General features: G+C 74.3%; 14 protein-coding genes. 6 read left to right on the top strand and 8 right to left on the bottom strand.

Annotated features, from left to right (window positions below):
• Nucleotides 1-119: 119 nt before the first annotated feature.
• The 4 genes from ACGFIG_RS20070 to ACGFIG_RS20055 form a co-directional block, all read right to left on the bottom strand.
• On the bottom strand, nucleotides 120-905 hold the full coding sequence (locus ACGFIG_RS20070; protein WP_393004919.1) for a thioesterase family protein: 786 nt from the start codon (nucleotides 903-905) through the stop codon (nucleotides 120-122).
• Between the two features lie 51 nt (nucleotides 906-956).
• Nucleotides 957-3,482, bottom strand: coding sequence for a polynucleotide kinase-phosphatase (locus ACGFIG_RS20065; protein WP_393004917.1), 2,526 nt, complete (start codon nucleotides 3,480-3,482; stop codon nucleotides 957-959).
• Nucleotides 3,479-4,963 carry a 3' terminal RNA ribose 2'-O-methyltransferase Hen1 gene (locus ACGFIG_RS20060; protein WP_393004915.1) on the bottom strand — a complete coding sequence of 495 codons (1,485 nt, stop codon included), beginning with the start codon at nucleotides 4,961-4,963 and terminating at the stop codon, nucleotides 3,479-3,481. Before ACGFIG_RS20060 ends, ACGFIG_RS20065 begins: the two co-directional genes overlap by 4 nt.
• A gap of 323 nt (nucleotides 4,964-5,286) precedes the next feature.
• Entirely contained in the window at nucleotides 5,287-6,852 is a 1,566-nt protein-coding gene (locus tag ACGFIG_RS20055; protein WP_393004913.1) for an LPXTG cell wall anchor domain-containing protein, read from the bottom strand.
• A 176-nt stretch (nucleotides 6,853-7,028) separates the two neighbouring features.
• Here ACGFIG_RS20055 and ACGFIG_RS20050 point away from each other — a divergent pair, with 176 nt between their 5' ends.
• Both ACGFIG_RS20050 and ACGFIG_RS20045 read left to right on the top strand, forming a co-directional pair.
• Entirely contained in the window at nucleotides 7,029-7,514 is a 486-nt protein-coding gene (locus tag ACGFIG_RS20050; RefSeq protein WP_393004911.1) for a SigE family RNA polymerase sigma factor, read from the top strand.
• Nucleotides 7,511-8,572 carry an LCP family protein gene (locus ACGFIG_RS20045; RefSeq protein WP_393004909.1) on the top strand — a complete coding sequence of 354 codons (1,062 nt, stop codon included), beginning with the start codon at nucleotides 7,511-7,513 and terminating at the stop codon, nucleotides 8,570-8,572. The genes ACGFIG_RS20050 and ACGFIG_RS20045 overlap by 4 nt, the downstream gene beginning before the upstream one ends.
• A 45-nt stretch (nucleotides 8,573-8,617) precedes the next feature.
• Here ACGFIG_RS20045 and ACGFIG_RS20040 read toward each other — a convergent pair whose 3' ends face one another.
• On the bottom strand, nucleotides 8,618-8,830 hold the full coding sequence (locus tag ACGFIG_RS20040) for a hypothetical protein (RefSeq protein WP_393004907.1): 213 nt from the start codon (nucleotides 8,828-8,830) through the stop codon (nucleotides 8,618-8,620).
• Between the two features lie 128 nt (nucleotides 8,831-8,958).
• On the opposite strand from ACGFIG_RS20040, the gene ACGFIG_RS20035 reads away from it, so the two are divergent.
• Nucleotides 8,959-9,342, top strand: coding sequence for a phage holin family protein (locus tag ACGFIG_RS20035; protein ID WP_393004905.1), 384 nt, complete (start codon nucleotides 8,959-8,961; stop codon nucleotides 9,340-9,342).
• Between the two features lie 151 nt (nucleotides 9,343-9,493).
• The gene (fbaA, locus tag ACGFIG_RS20030; protein ID WP_393004903.1) at nucleotides 9,494-10,519 is read left to right on the top strand and encodes a class II fructose-bisphosphate aldolase; all 1,026 of its coding nucleotides are present in this window, start codon (nucleotides 9,494-9,496) and stop codon (nucleotides 10,517-10,519) included.
• Between the two features lie 74 nt (nucleotides 10,520-10,593).
• Here fbaA and ACGFIG_RS20025 read toward each other — a convergent pair whose 3' ends face one another.
• Nucleotides 10,594-11,847, bottom strand: a complete 1,254-nt coding sequence (locus ACGFIG_RS20025) for an LOG family protein (protein ID WP_393004901.1) — start codon at nucleotides 11,845-11,847, stop codon at nucleotides 10,594-10,596.
• Between the two features lie 250 nt (nucleotides 11,848-12,097).
• On the opposite strand from ACGFIG_RS20025, the gene ACGFIG_RS20020 reads away from it, so the two are divergent.
• Nucleotides 12,098-12,526: a DUF3151 domain-containing protein gene (locus tag ACGFIG_RS20020; protein ID WP_393004899.1), complete on the top strand. Its 429-nt coding sequence runs from the start codon at nucleotides 12,098-12,100 to the stop codon at nucleotides 12,524-12,526.
• A gap of 72 nt (nucleotides 12,527-12,598) precedes the next feature.
• On the opposite strand, the gene ACGFIG_RS20015 is transcribed toward ACGFIG_RS20020, so the two are convergent.
• Nucleotides 12,599-14,410: a chromosome partitioning protein gene (locus tag ACGFIG_RS20015; protein WP_393005578.1), complete on the bottom strand. Its 1,812-nt coding sequence runs from the start codon at nucleotides 14,408-14,410 to the stop codon at nucleotides 12,599-12,601.
• Between ACGFIG_RS20015 and ACGFIG_RS20010 the strand changes: the two genes are divergently transcribed.
• Nucleotides 14,409-14,678 carry a hypothetical protein gene (locus ACGFIG_RS20010; protein WP_393005617.1) on the top strand — a complete coding sequence of 90 codons (270 nt, stop codon included), beginning with the start codon at nucleotides 14,409-14,411 and terminating at the stop codon, nucleotides 14,676-14,678. The two genes, ACGFIG_RS20015 and ACGFIG_RS20010, sit on opposite strands and share 2 nt — an antisense overlap.
• Before the next feature lie 960 nt (nucleotides 14,679-15,638).
• Here the strand turns inward: ACGFIG_RS20010 and ACGFIG_RS20005 are convergent.
• A complete protein-coding gene (locus ACGFIG_RS20005) occupies nucleotides 15,639-16,730 on the bottom strand; it encodes a hypothetical protein (RefSeq protein ID WP_393004897.1) in 1,092 nt (363 codons plus the stop codon).
• Between the last annotated feature and the right edge of the window lie 64 nt (nucleotides 16,731-16,794).

The raw sequence follows: 16,794 nt of genomic DNA, 5'->3' as shown, positions 1-16,794 counted from the left end.
CGGAACGTCCGTAGTCTAGGTGGCTGGCCTGCCCGCCCGGTGCTCGACGTCACAGCGCGCGAGGCGGAGCCGGCCTGTCCGGGCGGCGTGGGCGGAACCAGCCCGGCCCGCCCGCCGCCTCAGCGGGGTGCGACGAGGAGCGTCTGTACCGCGCCGCCCACGGTGCCGTCGGCGTCCGCCAGCCGGCTCGCCGCGACACCGGAACCGTGCGGCCCGATCGTGGTGGCCGAATCGAGCAGGAGCCACTCGCCGCGCGGCGGCCGGTGCAGGGTCACCGTCAGGTCGACGTTCACGAACAGCCAACGGGCCAGGTCCAGGCGCGCGCTGACCCCGCTGCCCGAATCCGCCACCAGCAGCGCCAGCTCCGCCGGGCGGACGGGCTCGCCGGGCAGCAACGGGATCCGGGGCCGTGCCCACACCCGGGCCGGCCCCGGTTCGGCGAACCCGCCGGAGACGAAACGCCACTGCATGGCCGACAGGTAACCGGCGGAGTGCGCGGCGGCCCAGTACTCCGGCTCGGTGCCCGCGTCCGGCCCCGGCACCGGCGGCCCGTCGTCGGCCGTCGCGGGCGTCGGCTCGGCCGAAGCCAGGATGCGCCAGCCCCGGGCGTGCAGCACCTCCTGCCCACCGGCCTCCGCGACCCCCTCCACGAGGGTGATCCGCCGGCCCGCCCGGACCGTACGCACCCGCAGCGTCAGCTCCGCCACCGGCACCGGGCGCAGGATGTCCACCGACACCCGGGTGAGGAGCTGGCCGTCGACCGGGTCGTGCCCGGCGAGCGCGCGGGCGAGCAGTGCCGACGGCGGGCCGGCGTGCTGGGCGGCCGCATCCCACGGGCCGGCGGTCGCCGGGGTGGCAACGAACCGGCCGTCGCCCGCCGGCTCGTAGAACGCCTCGTACGTCATGGCCGGCGACCCTACCCGCGACCACCGACGGCCGGCACCCGCCGGGCGGTGTCACAGCCGGGGATCGACCGGCTCCGACTCACAGGCCAGGATCGCGAAGACCAGCTCGTGCCGGCGCCACACCGGAGCACCGGCGACCAGCGCGTCCAACGCCGCCAGCCCCAGCCCGTGCTCGCGCAGCGCCAGCCCCCGCTTGCGCCCCAGCGACCGGCGGCGCAGGACGTCGAGCTGCTCCGGCTCGTCGTACCCCGGACCGTAGATGATCCGCAGGTACTCCCGTCCCCGGCACTTGATGCCCGGCTGGAGCAGCGAACCCCGCTCGCTGCGGGCGGCAGGGCCGGCGTACGGCTTCACGACCATGCCCTCGCCGCCGGCCGCCGTCAGCGCCAGCCACCACTGCGTGGCCTCCGCCTCGGCGGCCGGATCGGCCAGGTCGACGACCTGCCTGCGGGTCGGCGTGAAGAACTCCGGGTCGGCGGCGCAGAGCCGGTCGGCCAACCCCAGGTGCCAGCCGTGGTCCCGGTCGGCGTAGCTGGCCTTCGCGCCGGCCAGCACCGCGAACGGGGCCAGGGTCACCCCGCGCAGCCCGTCGGTCGGCCCCACGTACGCCCGGTAGGCGTCCGAGTAGGCCAGGATCTCGTCGCGGCGGCGGGCCATCCGGTCCCGCAGCCCGTCCACCGGCAGGCCCCGACCGGCCGCCGCCTCCAGCGCCGCCAACGCCGCCGGGAGCGCGGCCCGGCCGGCGGCGCCGACGCCGGCGTACTGCTCGCGGATCAGCCCGCCCGCCTTCGCCGACCAGGGCAGCAGCTCGCAGTCGAGCAGCAGCCAGTCGGTCTCCAGCTCGGCCCAGAGCCCCGCCCCGCCGACCGCCGCGCGCACCCGGTCGAGCAGCTCGGTGTCGAGCGGCGCGCCGAAGAACGGCCGCCCGGTACGCGTGTGCACCACGCCGCCGCCCGGACCGAACGGCCCGCCGTCGGGGTCCCGGCAGACCAGCACCACCGCCCGCGACCCCATGTGCTTCTCCTCGCAGACCACCCGGTCCACGCCCGCCGCGCGGTAGTCGGCGAACGCCTGCGCCGGGTGCTCCAGGAAGCCGTCCGCCCTGGCCGTCGAGCAGGGCGCCATCGTCGGCGGCAGCCAGGCCAGCCAGCGCGGGTCGACCGCGAAGCGGCTCATCACCTCCAGCGCGGCGGCGGCGTTCTCCGCCGGCACGGTCAGCGACCCGTACGCGTGCTCGACGTGCCGCCGGCCGACCACGTCGGTCAGCTCCAGCACCTCGTCGGGTCGGGACGGCGCGGCGGTCAACGGGCGGGACGGCGCGTACCACTCCCGCTCCGCCGGCACCGAGACCAGCTCCCGCTCCGGGTAGCGCAGCGCGGTGAGTCGGCCGCCGAAGACGCAGCCGGTGTCGATGCAGATGGTGTTGTTCACCCACGTCGGCGTCGGGGTGGGCGTGTGCCCGTAGACCACCGTCGCCGAACCCCGGTAGTCCTGCGCCCACGGGTAGCGCACCGGCAGCCCGTACTCGTCGGTCTCGCCCGTCGTCTCGCCGTAGAGCGCGAACGCGCGGACCCGGCCCGACGCGCGGCCCTGGTAGGCCTCCTTCAACCCGGCGTGCGCGACCACCAGCCGCCCGCCGTCCAGCACGTAGTGGCTGGTCAGGCCGTCGATGAAGGTCGCCACCCCGGCCACGAAGGCATCCGGCTCCGCCGCCAGCTGCTCCATCGTCTCGGCCAGCCCGTAGGTGAGCCGCACGTTCTGCCCGCGTAGCCGGCGCAGCAGCTTCTGCTCGTGGTTGCCCGGCACGCAGATCGCGTGCCCGGCGGCCACCATGCCCATCACCAGGCGGAGCACGCCGGGGGAGTCCGGGCCGCGGTCCACCAGGTCACCGACGAAGACGGCGGTACGCCCCGACGGGTGCGTCGCGTCCACCGGCCGGCCCCGCTCGTCGCGGCGCAGCTCCCAACCGAGCCGGAGGAGCAGCGTCTCCAACTCGGCGCGGCAGCCGTGCACGTCGCCGACGATGTCGAACGGCCCGGTCAGCTCCCGCCGGTCGTTGAACAGCTTCTCGTAGCGGATCTCGGCCGCGTCGATCTCCTCGACGCCGCGCAGCACGTGCACCTTGCGGAAGCCCTCCCGGGCCAACAGCTTGTACGACCGGCGCAGGTCGCGCTGCATCCGGGCGAGCACCTGCCGGCCGAAGGTGCGGTCGGCGCGGCCCTCGGTGCGTTCCCAGGCCAGCGCCTCGGGCACGTCCAGCACGACGGCCACCGGCAGCACGTCATGCTCGCGGGCCACCCGCACCAGAGCGGCCCGGGCGTGCGGCTGGAGGTTGGTCGCGTCGACCACCGTCAGCCGGCCCCGGCGCAGCCGTGTCGCGGCGACGTGGTGCAGCGCCTCGAACGCGTCGGCGGAGGCGGACTGGTCGTTCTCGTCGTCGGCCACCATCGCCCGGAACGCGTCCGAGGAGAGCACCTGGCTGGGCGCGAAGTGCCGGCTCGCGAAGGTGGACTTGCCGGAACCGGAGACGCCGACGAGTGCGACCAGGGCCAGCTCGGGGATGTCGAGGACGGTCACGGGGTCTCCTTCCGGGTCAGCACGACGAGCTGGGTGGGGGTGCCGACCTCGGGATCGTCGTCGCCGACGCCGCCGAGCGCGGCCGTGTAGCCGTACGTGGTGGACACCCGGTCGACCCAGGCGGCGAACTCCGCGCGGGTCCACTCGAAGCGGTGGTCGGCGTGCCGGAACCGCCCGGCGGGCAGCCCCTCGTAGCGCACGTTGTACTCGACGTTCGGCGTGGTCACCACGACGGTCGCCGGCCGGGCGTGACCGAGTACGGCGTCCTCCAGCGCCGGCAGCCGGGACGGGTCCACGTGCTCGATCACCTCCATCAGCACCGCCGCGTCGTACCCGCGCAGCCGGTCGTCCCGGTAGGTGAGCGCCGACTGCCAGAGCCGGATGCGGTCCCGCTGCCGCTCGGGCAGCCGGTCCAGCCCCAGCCGCCGGGCGGCCAGGGTCAGCGCGTGCGCCGACACGTCGGTGCCCACGATCTCGGTGAACCGGCGGTCGCCGACCAACGCGGCGAGCAGGGCCCCGCCGCCGCAGCCGAGGTCCAGCACCCGGCTCGCACCCGCCTCGACCAGCGCGCCGAGCACCGCCTCCCGCCGTCGCGCGGCCAGCGACGCCCGGCGCGCAACCAGCTCCCCGCCGGTGTCGTCGACACCCCCGTCGACCTGCGTTCCGTCGCCGGGCTCCTCTCCGTCGCCGGCCGGCCCGTCCGCGACGGGTTCGTCGGTGGGCTGCCGCTCGGCGAGACGGGCCAGGGCCAGCCCGGCCAGCGCCCGCCGGTGCGCCAGGTAGCGGCGGACGATCACGCCTCGCTCCGGGTGGTCGGCCAGCCAGCCCTCGCCGGCCCGGATCAGCTTGTCGACCTCGTCCGGGGCCACCCAGTAGTGCTTCGCGTCGTCCAGCACCGGCAGCAGGACGTAGAGGTGGTTGAGCGCGTCGGCGACCCGCAGCGTGCCGGTCAGCGTCAGGTCGACGTACCGACTGTCGCCCCACTCCGGGTGTCGCTCGTCGAGCGGGATTCCGGTGGCGGTCACCGTCCAGCCGAGGGGGCCGAACAGCCGGCCCGCCACGTCCGCGCCGCCCCGGCAGCGCAGCACCGGCACCCGCACCTCCAGCGGGATCGGCGTACGGGCCAGCTCGGGGCGCTCGCGGGACTCGCCGCGCAGGGCCGAGCGGTACACCCGCGACAGCGCGGAGGAGAGCAGGCTCGACGCCGCGTAGGGCCGGTCGTTGACGTACCGCCCGAGGGTGAAGCTGTCGGGGGTCGGGGCCTGCTGCCGGCCTCCGCCCTTGCCCCGCGCGCCGGCCAGCCGCAGCGGATCGACGTCGAGCAGCAGGGCGGCGGTGCAGCGCTGCTCGTCCGCCTCCGGGTAGAACACGTGCGCGGTGCCGACCGGCACGTCGAAGGAGTGCGCCCGGTCGGGATGCTTGACCAGCAGATGCCCGAGGTCGGTCGCCGGCCGGTGCGTGGTGGTCAGGGTGAGCAGCACGCGCCCAATGGTGTCAGCTGCGTCGATCTTGCGTCGTCCCGTTTTCTCGGTTGCGGTGGTGGTTTCCGGGGAGCCCCGCCCGCTCCGGGCGGTCAGGCTTGATCCCTGCGCGGGCGGGGCTCCCCGGAAACCCGTCGTGGTTTCGGTTCGTCCGGGATCTCGGCCGTAGGTGGGTGGGGCGCGTGCCGTCTGGTGGGGCGCGTGCCGTCTGGGTGGGTGTCTGGTGGGGTGCTTGTGCAGGTGGGTTTTGGGGTGGTGTGGGGGCTGGATGTGGCGGTGCCCCGCCGGCCTGGGGTCGGCGGGGCACCGGTGGTGCGGGTGGATCAGGCGACGAAGCGGGTCCTGCGGCGCTTGGCCACCAGGTAGCCGCCGACGCCGGCGACGAGCAGCAGCCCGCCGATGCCGGCGATCAGGCCGGTGGACTCACCGGTGATCGGCAGGCTGCCGCCGTCACCGTCACCGTCACCGCCTCCGTTGCCGCCTCCGTCGCCGGACGCGTTCACCAGGATCTTGGCGGTGTCGTTGGCCGGCTTCAGATCCTCGTAGAAGCCCCCGTCGCACTGGCACGGGATGTTGATGTCGACGGTGCCCGTCGCGTTGGCGACGACCTTGTCGATCCGAAGTCCGAACTCGAAGGTCTCCGCGTCGCCGGCCTTGAGGAGCGGCTGGGCGTAGCAGAAGTAGGTACGGGCGCCCGGCTCGCCCGGCTCGCCCCGATCCTCGCCCTTCACGGGCATGCACTCGTCGGGGGCGTCGACCACGGTGGTGCCCTCGGGAACCGCGACCTCCATGTAGGTCACGGAGGACCCGCCGCGCTGGTAGTCGAGGGTGGCGGGACCGTTGTTGCGGAATCCGACGGTTGCGGTGACCCGCTCGCCCGCCTTCCCCTTCACCGAGTCGCCGACGGCGCCGAGGTCGGTGCCGTTCTTGCCGGTGGCGGTGACCACCATGCTCGACCAGTTGTTCTCCGGGTTGATGTCGACCTGGGACGAGCGGGCCCGGACGTTCGGGGCCGAGAGGCTCAGGGCCGCACCGTCGCCGGGCTCACCGACCGAGTAACCGTTGTCGGTGAGGTACTTGCTGAAGTCCTCGAACTCGGCGACGGTCATCCAGTTGTAGTAGCCGTAGTCCCTGCCCGGGGCGTAGGTGTCCGCGCCCAGTTGGTACGCCATCGAGCCGGAGTGGATGGCCCCCGGGGCCACGTTGTCCGAGAACCGGCAGGTGCGGAGGTATCCGTCCTCGTAGGTGCAGTTGCTGTGACGCTTGTCGGCGCGGATCGCGTGGTCGTTGTCGAAGACGGCGACGGCACCCTCGGCGGTGGTCTGACCGGCGTTGCCGAGCACGATCGGGGCGGTGAACCGACTGCCCGGCGCCGCGGAGACCTTCACCTCCGGCCCGCCGGCGAGGTCGACGCCCTCACCGATGCGGATCTGCGACGTGTGGCTCGTCGGCGCCAGACCGTCGGCGCTCACCGTCACCTTGAGCTTGCCGGCGTCACCGTCCTTCGCCTCCGCCGTGGGCACGACCGCCACGTTGAAGTAGCCGGAGGCCCAGTCGTACAGGTCGTGCTCGAAGGGGTCCGTGCAGACGAGGACGCCCGCCTCCGGCGAGGTGCACTCGGAGTCGAACTCAGACTTGACCTGCACCTTGTCCGCGAAGTCGCGGTAGTCGAACCGGGCCGTCAGGCCGAACACGGTGACTGGCTCGGAGGCGAACATGAGGGGCGATTCGAACTTGCCCTCGGATCCGGCCGCGATGGTCAGGTCGCTGAAGTAGACGCCGAGCTCGACGTCGGTGTCCTCGGCGGACGCGGGACTGGCGGAGGCGGCGACGAGCGCGCCTGCGACGCCCAGCCCGGCCAGCCAGCGCCGAGTGGAGTGCTTGAGCATTGGGGGTTCCTCCCGTGGGATTGCCAGGAGTGGCCAGCGGATCTTAAGGATTCCTAAAGACTCGTGCTGCCCGGTCCGCCTCCGGCGGCCGAACATCGACCGAATGGCTGACCAGGATCGCCGCAATGTTCCGGCCGCCCACATCCGTCATCAGGAGCAGGAGTCCGGGAGGTGCAGTGACGTACGAGGAGTTCGCCGACTCACGGCTGGCCGCGCTGCTGCGGTACGCGGTCATGCTGACCGGCGACCCGCACCAGGCACAGGACCTGGTGCAGGACACCATGGTTCGGGTCCAGCTCAACTGGCGTCGGGTGGTTCGCGCCGACTCGCCTGAGCGTTACGTCCGCCGGATGCTGACCAACCAGTACGTCGACTGGCGGCGGGGCTCCTGGATGCGTCGGGTGCTGCTACGCGCCGACCCCGACGAGGCGGTGCCGGCGCCGGTCGACCATGCCCAGCACGCCGTGGAGCGGGACCAGATCTGGTCCTGGCTGTCGCGGCTGCCACGCCGGCAGCGGGCCACGCTGGTGCTGCGCTACTACGAGGACCTGCCCGACGCGGAGATCGCCGACATCCTCGGCTGCGCTGTCGGGACCGTCCGCTCGTCCATCTCCCGCGCCCTGACCACGCTGCGCGCCGAATACGTGGAGGCCCGATCGTGATCGAGGACGACCTTCGCGCCGCCTTCGCCCGGCACGAAGCCCTGGCCCCGCCCGCCGGCCCGCTGCGGTCCGCCATCGACCGGCTCGCGGCTGCCCGTCGCCGTCGCCGGCTGCGGATCCAGGCCGGCGGTGCCGCCCTGGCCCTGCTCGGCGTGCTGGGAATCGGGGTAGCGCAGCTCACGCCCGACCGGGTCGCCGACGATGCCACCCTGCTCGCCGAGCCCGCAGAGCCGGCACCGACGGACGCGTTGAACATCCTGCTGCTCGGCGCGGACGGCTCGGCGAAGGAGCCTGCCCGGATGGCGGACTCCGTACTGCTGCTGCACATCCCGGCGGACCGCAGCCGGCCGTACCTCATCTCACTGCCCCGCGACCTGACGGTGCCGATTCCCGGTCACGGGACCGACAAGCTCACCGCCGCCTTCGGGTACGGCGCCGGCGCCGGCCGGCCCGACCTGAAGCGTGGCTACGAGCTGACCCGCCGGGTGGTCACCGACCTGACCGGCGTACGCGTGGACGCCGGCGCGGTGCTCACCTACCCGGTGCTGCGTCGGCTCACCGACGAGGTCCACGGCGTGGAGGTCTGCCTGCCGGGTGAGGTGCGCTCCATCCACACCGAGCGGGTCTTCCCGACCGGCTGCCAGCGGCTCGACGGCGCCGCCTCGGTCGACCTGTTGCGGCAGCGGCGGGGACTGCCCGAGGGCGGGCTCGACCGGGACCGGCACGCGCAGCTCTTCGCCGCCGGGCTGATCCGTCGGGCCGGTGAACAGGGCGTGCTGACCAGTCCCGGCAGACTCCTCGCCCTGGCCGACATCGTCGGCGCGGACCTGATGACGGGCGGCGATGGCACATCTCTCGTGGACCTGCTGAGGGTGCTTCCGGCGCTGAAGTCCGTCGACCCGGTCGGGCTCAGCCTTCCGGTCGGGCCGCCGGAGGGCGTCGGCTGGCGGCTGTTACCGGATCCGGAGCAAGCCCCGGCGTTCCTCGCGGCGTTGCGGGAGGACCGGTTGGCGCAGTGGGCGGCGCGGCATCCGGACCAGGTCAACCGCACCCGCTGACGCACGGCCGGACGGATCGGGCGAGCCGTCCGGCCCGCGTACGGATCAGCGGTACTCGTCCTCGTCGACGGCGGCCACCCGGGCCTGCTCCATCGCGTCCCAGTCGCCGACCTCCAGGCCACGGTGCGGCTCGGCGTCGGCGTCGCCGGGGGCGACCACGGCTGCCTGCTCGACCGCGTCGGCCGGCTCCGCCTCCATGTCGCGCTCCTCGGGGCTGAGGTGGTCGCTGGGTGCGAAGTCCTCTTCGGGCTGACCCATATCAGTCCCTCCCGGGATCTCGGCGGACAGTTCCCCACACACCGTACGGGCTGCGACCGCCGGCCGCTCGGAAGCCGAGTCGACCGAATCGCCCCACCGGCCGGTGCCCCCGGTGCCAGGATGGGGCCGTGGGCTTCCTGATCCGGTTGGCGATCACCGCCGTCGCGCTGTGGATAACCACGCTGATCGTGCCCGGGGTGGAGGTGAGCGGCCGGTCCGGTGCCGACAACGCCCTCACGCTCGTCGTCGTGGCGTTGATCTTCGGCGTGGTGAACGCGGTGCTCAAGCCGCTGATCAAGGTCTTCGGCTGCGTCTTCTACCTGCTCACCCTCGGCCTGTTCGCCCTGGTCGTCAACGCCCTGCTGTTCCTGCTGACCGACTGGATCGCCCGGGCGCTGAGCCTGCCGTTCCACGTGGACGGTTTCTGGGCCGCGTTCTGGGGGGCCATCGTGATGGCCGTGGTGACCTGGCTGATCAGCGTCGCCGTGCCCGACAGGTGGGAGGGGCGGTGAAGCGGCGGCCACGGACCGGGCGCGTACCGGGTCGGTTGTGCCGGCAGCGCTCTTCTACGGGATACTGCCGACGGTGGACAGCGCGGTCCGGCGCACCCAGGGACAACAGCGGCCGGTGACGGCCGAGAGCGGTAAGTAAGGAGCGTTCGACATGCCCATCGCTTCCCCGGAGACCTACGCGGAGATGCTGGACCGTGCCAAGGCCGGCCGGTACGCGTACCCCGCGATCAACGTGACGTCCTCGCAGACCCTGAACGCGGCGCTGAAGGGCTTCGCCGACGCGGAGAGCGACGGCATCATCCAGGTCTCGACCGGTGGCGCCGAATACCTCTCCGGCCCCTCGGTGAAGGACATGGTCACCGGCGCGGTGGCGTTCGCCGCGTACGCGCACGAGGTCGCGAAGAAGTACCCGGTCAACATCGCCCTGCACACCGACCACTGCCCGCAGGAGAAGCTGGACAAGTTCGTCCGGCCGCTCATGCAGATCTCCAAGGAGCGGGTGGCCGCCGGCCAGGAGCCGCTGTTCCAGTCGCACATGTGGGACGGCTCGGCCGTACCGGTGGCGGAGAACCTGCAGATCGCGGCCGAGCTGCTGGACCGGGCCGCCGAGGCCAAGATCGTCCTCGAGATCGAGGTCGGCGTGGTCGGCGGCGAGGAGGACGGCGTCGAGAACGCCATCAACGACAAGCTCTACACCACCGTCGAGGACGGCCTGGCCATGGTCGAGGCGCTCGGCCTGGGCGAGAAGGGCCGCTACATGGCGGCGCTGACCTTCGGCAACGTGCACGGCGTCTACAAGCCGGGCAACGTGAAGCTCCGCCCCGAGATCCTCAACCAGATCCAGGAGGCCGTCGGCGCCAAGTACGGCAAGGAGAAGCCGCTCAGCCTGGTCTTCCACGGCGGTTCCGGCTCGCTGCTCTCCGAGATCCGCGAGGCGCTGGACTACGGCGTGGTGAAGATGAACATCGACACCGACACCCAGTACACCTTCTCCCGGCCCGTCGCGGACCACATGTTCCGCAACTACGACGGCGTGCTCAAGGTGGACGGCGAGGTCGGCAACAAGAAGATGTACGACCCGCGGGTCTGGGGCAAGGCCGCCGAGGCCGGCATGGCCGCCCGGGTCGCGGAGGCCTGCGAGCACCTGCGCTCGACGGGCACCACGCTCGCGAAGTGACGCCCTGACGCGTACCGCCGACGGCCGGCTCCCCACCCGGGGGCCGGCCGTCGTCCGGTTGGTGGGCCCCTCGCCTACCCGGCGGTGAGCACCCGGACGGCCTCGTGGACGTCGTCGGTGAGGTGCACGGAGTTCGACAGGTCGCCGAACGGCGAGGTGCCCAGCAACGGCCGCAGCAGTGACTCCACCGGAAGTTCCTCGGTCCAGTACGCGCGGTCCAGGAAGACGTACGCGCCGCTGGCCCCGTCGGTGCCGTAGTAGGTCTTGGTGGCGGCCTGGAACACCTCCTGCACGGTGCCCGCCCGCCCCGGGGCGAACACGATCCCGCCCCGGGCCAGCCGCAGGATGGTGTCCTCGCGGATGGCGTTCGAGAAGTACTTGGCGATCCGACCGGCGAACAGGTTCGCCGGCTCGTGCCCGTACAGCCAGGTCGGGATGGCCAGCCCGCCGGCGCGGGCCCAGTCCACGTCGCCGCCGGCCAACTGCGCCGAGTCGGCCCGGGAGACGCTGCCGGGGTCCGCGCCCCGGGGCTGCGGCAACGCGACCGGCCGGCCGTAGAGCTCGCGGACCCGCAGCGCCACCGCCGTGTAGCGGTCGTGGTCGGTGAAGTCCGGCGCCGTGGCGAGCAGGTCGATCGCGGCGTCCAGGTCCTCGGCCGGCCGCAGCGCGAGGTGGGCGCCCAGGTTGGCGGCCTCCATCACCCCCGGGCCCCCGCCGGTCACCACCAGCCGGTCGGCCCGGGCCAGCTCCCAGCCCAGCACCGCCGCCGTCCGGTACGGCGCGCTGCCGCGCGGCACCGCGTGCCCGCCCATGATGCCGACCACCGACTGCGGCCCGTGGGTGGCCAGCCAGGCGCGGGTGGCATCGGCCAGCGCGTTGTCCACGCCGTGGTCGTGCAGCCGCTGCCCGAGCGCCTCCCGGACGTCCGGCAGCGCCCCGCCGTGCGACCGGAAGTGCTCGTAGACGCGGGTGTCGTACATCCCGGCGAACCCGCCCTCGGCGAAGCCCGCGGCGAGGTCCTCCGGCGTGTAGAGGTGGGACGGCTGGGTCGGGTAGGGCAGCCCGGAGAACGGCGGCACCACGTTCGCGCCGCGCCGGACCAGGTCGGCACCGACCTCGCGGGAGGCGAAACGGCAGCCCACGAAGAGGGTGCCGGTCACCACGACGTCGGTGAGGTCGGGGACGGGGTCGAGGTCGAGCCGCAGCCCCTGCACGGTCAGCCCGACCAGGCTGCGGGTGGTCAACCGCCGGTCGAACTCGGCGCGCGTCTCGATCTCGTCTGTGCAGGTGTGCGGCTCGATGACGTCCGCGGGAGGTGGGGTCGGCACCCTGGCCATCCTGCCCCGCCGGGTCAACCGGCCAAACCCGCGCATGGGCGCCGGACCGACGGAAGCCCGGCGGCCGTGGCCACCGGGCTTCCGCAGTACCCGGTCCTGGGGAGGCTCCGGACCAATAGTTGTAGTCGAAAGTATCGGCCGGGGGCATGGGCCGCAGGCGTGACCAACTCCTCAGCCGTTCAGCCAGCCGGCTCACCCAACCCCCTCGCGCGCCCAGGAGCGAAGCGGGTTGAATGGGGCGATGCAGAACCTGTTGCCAGAACCACCGGCCACCCTCCTCCCCGCGCACGACGAGGCCGACGCCGCGCTGGCCGCCGCCGAGAAGGCGAGCAGCGACGAGGCGTACGCCGAGGTCGCGGCGCGCTTCCCGACCTACAGCGCCGGCTGGGGTGCGCTGGCCGCGCGGGCTCTCGCCGCCGGTCAGGTCATTCCGGCGTACGCCTACGCCCGCACCGGCTACCACCGGGGCCTGGACCAGCTGCGCCGCAGCGGCTGGAAGGGCTTCGGTCCGGTGCCGTGGTCGCACGAGCCGAACCAGGGCTTCCTGCGCTGCCTCTACGTGCTCTCCCGGGCCGCCGACGAGATCGGCGAGGCCGACGAGGCGGCCCGCTGCGCGCAGTTCCTCCGCGACTGCGACCCGGCCGCCGCGGACGCGCTCGCGAGCAACTGACGTCCGGGCCGACGGCCGGCGCGGCGTCAGTTCCGCCCGGCGGTCGGCCCGTCGGAGCCACGAGCCGCGCGCCTACAACCCCTCCGCGACGGAGGCGGCGATCTTCAGCCAGGCGTCGCGGGTGGCTGCGGAGAGCCCGCCGTACCGGATCGGCTCGCCGGTGTCGATGAGCCGCTCGTACGGCGCGAGCAGCACCGCCCGCGTACGGGCCGCGAAGTGCTCCTGGATCGCCGGCAGGTCGATCTCCTTGCGCGACGGCGGCATGGAGACCACGGTGACCGCCTGCCGGACCAGCCGCTGCCGGCCGCTCTGCTCCAGGTGGTCCAGCATCCGGGCGGCCGTCTCCGCCGAGTCGTTCCTGGCCGACATGGTGACCACCAGTTGGTCGGTGGCGTCCATTGCGGCCTGCCAGTTCTGGGCCCGGACGTTGTTGCCGGTGTCCACGAAGATCAGCTTGTAGAACCGGCTGACCACCTCGCGGATCTCGGCGAACGCGGCGGCGGTGAGCATCTCGCCGCCGGTGGCCGACTCGTCCGAGGCGAGGACGTCGAACATCCCCTCGCCCTGCGAGCGCACGTACTGCGACAGGTCGCCCACCCGGCCGTGCGCGCCCTGGAACTGCCCGAGGTCCCGCAGCATGTCGCGCACCGTACGGGAGTGGAAGTCCTGCTGGGCGCGCATCCCGAGGGTGCCCTGGGTCTCGTTGTTGTCCCAGGCCAGCACGTAGCCGCCGCGCTTCTGGCCGAACGTCATCGCCAGCAGCAGGATGGCCACCGTCTTGCCCGCGCCACCCTTCGGGTTCACCACGGTCACCTGGCGCAGCCCGCCGAAGTTGCGGCGTACCGTCTCGATGTCGCGCCGCAGCTCCTGCTCGTGCCGCCCCGGCGGCAGTCGCAGCCCCATCCGGTTCGCCACCGCCCGTACGCCCATCGTGGCCACCGGGTCGGCGGGCCGGACCTGCCGGCGGCGGGCGAAGTCCTCCGCCGTCGGCGGATCGGTGATCGCCGGGTGCCAGTGCGGGTCGGGCTGTGCCGGCGGCACCGCGGTGACCCCCTCCGCCGGTTGGTACGCCTGCGGCGGGGTCGGGGCGGGGCCTCCCGGTGCGGCCTGCTGCCAGGGCGGTGGATACCAACCGGGCGGGTACGGGCCGGCCGGCGGCGCCGGAACGCCCGGCTGCGGGGGATACGGCCCAGCCTGCTGCGGCGGATACTGTCCGGCCTGCTGCGGCGGATACTGCCCGGCCTGCGGCGCCGGATACTGCCCGGCCTGCGGCGGGTACGGTCCCGCCTGCTGCGGCGGGTACGGCCCAGGGGGCGCGGCCTGCTGGGCCGTCGTCGGGTCGGGCCCGAGCTCCTGCCCGGATGCCGCCGGGTCGGGCCCGATGTCCTGCCCGGGTACCGCCGGGCCAGGCCCGATGTCCTGCTGGGCCGGCGCCGGGTCGGCCCGGAGGTCCGTCGCTGGCGCGACGGGCGCGTCCTGCCCGGCCGGGTCCTGCGGGAACGGGCCCCGGTCGGCGGGATCAGGCTGGGCGGTGCCAGGCCGAACGGCGTGCTGGAGGCGGTCCTGCCGAGGGTCGGCGGGCTGGGGCGTGGGCACCTCGTCGGCGGCGCCGGGCCCGGGGCCGACGGCTGCTGCGGCGGGTCGCTGCGGCGGCTGCGCCCACGGCGACGTCGCGGGCACCCGCGCCCCGCCCTGGGCCGGGCCGCCGCTGGTCACCGCGCTACCGGCACCCCCGTTCACGCGGCGGGCGGCACTGCCGTTCGTCGGGCCACCGGCATGCTCCGTCGCCGCGCCGCCGGCACCGCCGCCTGCGGATCCACCGACCCCACCACTCGCGGAACTGTCAGCACTCCCGTTCGCCGCGCCACCGTTGGCCGCACTGATGTCTGCCGTGCCGCCGTTGGTCGCGTCGCCGTTCGCCGTGCTGATGCCTGTCGTGCCGCCGTTCGTCGAGCCGCCGCTCGCCGTGCTGATGTCTGTCGGGCCGCCGTTCGTCGGGCCGCTGTTCGCCGTGCTGATGCCTGTCGTGCCGCTGTTCGTCGAGTCACTGTTCGTCGGGCCGGCGGCAGCGACGCCGCCCGTGGACGGTTCCGCCGGTTCCGCCGGGTCGTCGACCTTCGCGGCGTCGGCGTCGGGGTCGGCGATCGGGTGAGGGGCGTCAGTCCGCCCGACGGATCCGCCGGGGCCGGGCGCCGGGTCGTGGGCCGACGTCCGGTCAGCGGAGGAGGAGCCAGCCGCGGCCGCCGGCGCGCCGTCCCGCCGCCCGGTGGGATCCGCGCCCGGTCCGCCCAGGCCCACGCCGGTCCGGGCGCTGGCCAGGGGGCGTGGGGACGCGACCGGGATGGGCGCGGCCGGCTGATCGAGGCTGAAGGGCATATCGAGGTCCACGCGGCCGGGCCCGGTCTGCGGAGTCCGGGGAACCGGTACCCCGCCGGCACCGGCTCCCGGCAGACTTCCGCCCGTCCCGGTCGGGACCGGCGGACCAACCGGTGCGCCCGGTGCGGCCTGCGCGGCGGGCGGCGGCGGTGCCCAGGCCGAGGCGTCCGGCGCCCACCCCGAGCCCGTGCCCGGTGGGGCCCCCGGGGCGGTGCCCGGCGGAGGGCCCGGGACCGTGCCCGGTGGGGGTCCCGAGGCGGTGCCCGGTGGGAAGCCCGGAGGCCCCGAGGCGGTGCCCGGTGGGAAGCCCGGAGGCCCCGAGGCGGTGCCCGGTGGGAAGCCCGGAGGCCCCGAGGCGGTGCCCGGCGGTGGCGACCAGCCGGTGTCAGCGCTTTGCGGCGCGGTGGTTCCGGCGCCGGGGTGCGGCACTCCGGCTGTCAGGGAGGGATAGTCGGCCGGCGAGGGCGGGTGCCCCGGCCGGCCCTGGGGCGGGACGGGGTGCGGGGGCGAGGCGGCCGACGCCCAGGGCGGTGTGCCACTGCCGTCGATCTGGTCCGGCGGCCAGAGCGGCTCGATGTCCCGCTCCGGCATCGGCTGCTGGCCGGGCGCATAAACCCGGTCGACGTTCTCGTCCACCACGGTTCCTCCCCATTCCTCCTGCCGAGGATAGGCCCAGTGGCCGTGTCCGGCCGGCCGTCGCGGGCCGGCCGCGCCGGTCGGACCGGAGACGCCGAGGTCAGCTCGCCCAGACTGCCCAGGCGCCCGGTTCGGTCCACCAGGACCGCTTCCGGCCCAGCTCGCCCTCGGCCCCGTCGTCGAGGAACGGGACCTTCCCCTCCCGGGGCAGCACGGCCACGGCCCGCCCCCGCGCACGTCGTACCTCCAGGCGCACCCGCTTGCGGCCCCACTTCGAGCGGGTCACCACGGGGACGGCCACCGCCACCTCGACCAGCCCGTCCGTCGGGTCGGGGCCGGCCAGCAGGGCCACGTCGTCGAGCTTCGCGTACCCGCCGGCGTTGCCGATCGCGCAGGCCAGCAGCGGGTCGTCGCCGTTCGAGAGCACGGCGTCGTCCACCTCCACCCGGGCCCGCCAGTGCAGCGGCCGGCCGCTGTCGTCGGCGGCGCCGAACAGCGCGCCGTCCAGGGTCACCGAGCCACCGTCGTTGCGCAGCAGGTCGAGCCGGCGGGGCTCGCCGTCCAGCACCGCGGCGACCACCGCCGCCGGGTCCCGGGGCAGCCCGAGCTGCGCCGCGAGGTCACGGTGCGTCGTGCTCCGGGCCGGATCGAGCGGGAGTACGCCGAGGGGCGGCAGGTCCGGCACCGTACGGTTGTCGGGCAGGTCGTCGGGGCGGCGACTGGGCGGCGGAGCGTACCGCCGGACGAGCCGGCGCACGACGGCGCGCAACTGGGCGTCACTTGCCGAGGCGACCACGAGCCGGACCTTGGAGTCCGGGTCGGGCCAGGTGAGGCCGTCCGCGCGGGGCGGGCCGTCGAACCGGGCCAGCACCTCGTCGATCTCGGCGTCCGAGCGGGCGGTGACCATCTCGACCCGGGCACCCCGGGCGGTCAGCGCGTCCGCGCAGGCCAGCACCGGCACCCGTGGAGTGTCGCAGCGCCCGTCGGCGGGGGCGCAGGCGTCGGTGGTCGTGCCGTCGGCGTCTGCCGTCGCGCGGGCGTCGGTGGCGGTGCCGTCGGCGTCTGCCGTCGCGCGGGCGTCGGCCGGGCCGTCCCCCTTCTGAGGCGCCGCGCCGCAGCAGCCGCCACTGCCGCAGGCCCCGCCGGGCGCGTCGCGCTCCGAGCCGAGGGTGAGCAGCACCACGTCGTACACGGAAGGGCCTCCTACCTCCTACGCGACCCCTGCCGGCCGCGCCACCACTACTTGTTAGCCTGAC

Origin of the sequence: Micromonospora sp. NPDC049048 (assembly GCF_043197615.1) — a bacterium.
GTDB lineage: Bacteria > Actinomycetota > Actinomycetes > Mycobacteriales > Micromonosporaceae > Micromonospora.
This window is presented reverse-complemented; position numbering and strand designations above follow the sequence as displayed.